The sequence below is a fragment of the Lactiplantibacillus sp. YT640 genome, from assembly GCF_049745435.1.
In the GTDB taxonomy this organism is placed as follows: domain Bacteria; phylum Bacillota; class Bacilli; order Lactobacillales; family Lactobacillaceae; genus Lactiplantibacillus; species Lactiplantibacillus plantarum.
On sequence record NZ_JBMNVY010000072.1, the window covers coordinates 1 to 3,174 of the forward strand.

A 3,174-nucleotide genomic window follows, 5' to 3' on the forward strand; every position below is an offset into this window, starting at 1 on the left:
TATAATCAATCTTTGGGGCGATCAATTGAACAGCGTCCCATGATGATTAATCAACGTAATCGCATCGGCGATTTTGAACTAGATATAGTCGTTGGTCCTCGTGGGCATAGTAAGGCAGTTTTATTAACTTTAATCGATCGGAAATCACGGTTCCTTTGGGCATACCGGTTAAAAGATCGGACGACAGCGACTGTTAATGAAGCCCTAACTAAGTTCCTAACCACTTTTAATGGTCCGGTGCACAGCTTTACTGTGGACCGTGGCACTGAGTTTAGTGGGCTAGTATCACTTGAATCACAATATGGTATTAAGACCTATTACTGCCATGCTTATACTCCAGCTGAACGTGGTAGTAATGAACGCTTTAATCGGAATTGAGTTTATTTTTATCCTAAAGGGACTCGTTTTGAGCACATTAGTGCTCAAGATTTAACGACGACGTTACTCCAAATTAACCAGCGACCGCTTAAAATACTCGACTGGCAAACACCGTATCAGGTTATGCTGACAAATTTGTCCAAAAATTCGGATTAAATTTGCAATCTACCAATCCTACAAAATTGGCACAACCAAAAAGCCACTCATCTCATCACGAGGTTGAAGTGAACCCCCGAGATTGGACAACAATCTCGGGGGTTTTATTATGACTAAATTTAATTTAGAGTTACGAATTTCTATTGTGACACAATATTTAACGGGTATTAGTTCCATTCAATTGGCCAGAAAATACCATATTGCCAACAATGAAACGATTCTCCTATGGGTTCATCGCTTTAATAATTTTGGCATTGCAGGATTAAAACCGAGACCTATGAACTTGGAATACTCTAGTGAGTTCAAGATAGAAGTATTAAACTGGAAACAACAGCACCAAGCTTCGCTTTCAGAAACAGCACTACACTTCAATCTCTCTTCACCAAGTACTATCTGGCAATGGCAAAGAAAGTTTGATTTAAAGGGACTCAGTGGCCTAAATAGAGTGAGAGGAGATTCAAAGACTATGGCTAAGCATAAGTATAAAAAAGTAACCAAACCCACAACAGCACAAATTCAAGCACGCCACGATAAAGATGAGTTAAAGCAACTCAAGCAAGAAAATAAGATGTTAAGAATCGAGAATGAATTCCTAAAAAAACTCGATGCCTTAGATCACGAAAAATCAGCTCACGCGAAACCGTGACCTTAATTGATGATCTGAGGCGAGTCTTCAAAACGTCGATTAGTTTTATCCTCAAAGCCGTTAAGATACCACGTAGCACGTACTATTACACTAAGCACAGCCAGGGACGAAAATATGATGATGACCAGGTTATCCAAGCCATTGATGAAATTCGCCAAACAGATGCCAAGTATACTCAAAAATACGGTTACCGTCGCATAACGTTAGTTATGCATGAACAGGGATTTAAAGTTAATCACAAACGCGTCCTCCGAATTATGAAGGAACAAGGCTGGACATGTCAGGCCTTTAATAAGCAAACTCGTAAATATAACTCATACAAAGGAGTTGTTGGTAGAATCGCCAAAAACAAGTTACACCGGCGATTCAAGACAGATCGACCATATCAAAAACTTGTCGCCGACGTTAGTGAATTTCGATACGGTCAGATGAGTCAAAGTGAACGAATCTATTTAGAGCCCATCATGGATTTATTTTCGGGTGAAATTTTGGCATTTAACATTAGTGCACATCCAACTCTTGAGTTTGCGTTGAAGCCACTAAAAGAAGCATTAGATGGACTACCTGAGCTTCCTTATCGAACAACGGTACACACAGATCAAGGATTTCAGTACCAACATAAGCAGTGGCAAAAAACGCTTAAAACTCATCATACCTTTCAGAGTATGTCCCGTAAGGCGACTTGCTTAGAACCTGTCTAATATCTAAAAAATCTGATATAGTTTTATTAAAAAGTGAGTTTTAGCCATGAAAAACTATCCAAGCAATATTACCCGCAAACAATTTGAACAGATTCGACCAGAGCTAGAAAGTTTTCGAAAACAAACTAGGCCCCGAAAATATGACCTCTACGAGGTCTTCTGTGCGATTATCTATGTCCTAAAAACAGGTTGTCAATGGCGACAAGTTCCAAGTGATTTTCCTGAATGGCATTCCGTCTATAATTACTACAAGCTTTGGTCTGCATCGCCTTTTGTCACAGAGGCATCGCTACTTGATAACTGTTTAAAAAAATTATCGCTCAACAGCGTAATTTACAATCACGCTCAGCCAAAACGACATTTATTATAATCGATGCCCAAAGCGTAAAAAATGCAGATACTGCTGAGCATAAAGGTTATGATGCAGGTAAAAAAGTTTCCGATATTAAGCGCCATTTAGCAGTTGATATCAATGGTTTACCACAAGCTATTCACATTACTACGGCTAATGTGTCTGATCGTCAAGGAGCCATTGCTATGTTGACGTTATATCGTGAACATCTTAATCACGTCAAAACAGTACTAGTTGATGGTGGGTACACTGGGAACAACTTTTCCGCCGCTGTTCATTCCAATTTAAAAGCCACCGTACAGGTGGCTAAGCGTAATGAATTACATAAATTTGAAGTGCTTCCGCAACGCTGGTTAGTGGAACGTACTTTTAGTTGGCTAGATAAATGTCGGCGCCTTTGGAAAAATTGCGAACGACATCTTAGTACTAGTCGCCAAATGGTTGTTTTAGCTTATTTGATTGTGATGCTCAAAAGATATTAGACAGGTTCTTACAACCATTCAGGCAACGACCCAGGCTAAACTTGCCGAGCTCCCACGAACAACCCAGCGGCTCGTCAACCCAGATCTTTACCCGGTCTACATGACGACCACACTCAGCCAGTTACAAACTAGTTTGTTGAATAAAATGACGATACTAGCAGATTAACAAACGAACACGCGTAGCAACGACCAAAGCCACTTCTGTACTTAGCGTTCAAATGACCNGACCACACTCAGCCAGTTACAAACTAGTTTGTTGAATAAAATGACGATACTAGCAGATTAACAAACGAACACGCGTAGCAACGACCAAAGCCACTTCTGTACTTAGCGTTCAAATGACCGCTAAGTACAGAAGTGGCTTTAGTTTATATCAAGTAACAGTTAGCTCACTGACCAGTAATTTGATCATGTTCACCCGGGGTCAATATTTTGGTCATCACCGTAATCAAATACGCT

The 3,174-nt window shown here is 40.1% G+C and carries 3 protein-coding genes and 2 pseudogenes; all 5 read left to right on the top strand.

The window, feature by feature from the left end:
* A pseudogene (locus tag ACOV1R_RS15875) lies at positions 1–534 on the top strand (IS30-like element ISLpl1 family transposase); the annotation flags it as partial.
* Between the two features lie 109 nt (positions 535–643).
* Positions 644–1,180: a helix-turn-helix domain-containing protein gene (locus ACOV1R_RS15880; protein ID WP_217203448.1), complete on the top strand. Its 537-nt coding sequence runs from the start codon at positions 644–646 to the stop codon at positions 1,178–1,180.
* Positions 1,177–1,881 carry an IS3 family transposase gene (locus tag ACOV1R_RS15885; RefSeq protein WP_099722364.1) on the top strand — a complete coding sequence of 235 codons (705 nt, stop codon included), beginning with the start codon at positions 1,177–1,179 and terminating at the stop codon, positions 1,879–1,881. The genes ACOV1R_RS15880 and ACOV1R_RS15885 overlap by 4 nt, the downstream gene beginning before the upstream one ends.
* Positions 1,882–1,927: 46 nt before the next feature.
* Positions 1,928–2,715, top strand: a protein-coding gene (locus ACOV1R_RS15890; protein WP_158179137.1) for an IS5 family transposase whose coding sequence is annotated in 2 segments (ribosomal slippage) — positions 1,928–2,180 and positions 2,180–2,715 — 789 coding nt in all. Because the reading frame shifts where the segments join, the coding sequence is not laid out codon by codon here.
* Positions 2,716–2,722: 7 nt separating this feature from the next.
* Positions 2,723–2,881: pseudogene (locus ACOV1R_RS15895) on the top strand (nicotinate phosphoribosyltransferase); the annotation flags it as partial.
* Positions 2,882–3,174 lie beyond the last annotated feature (293 nt).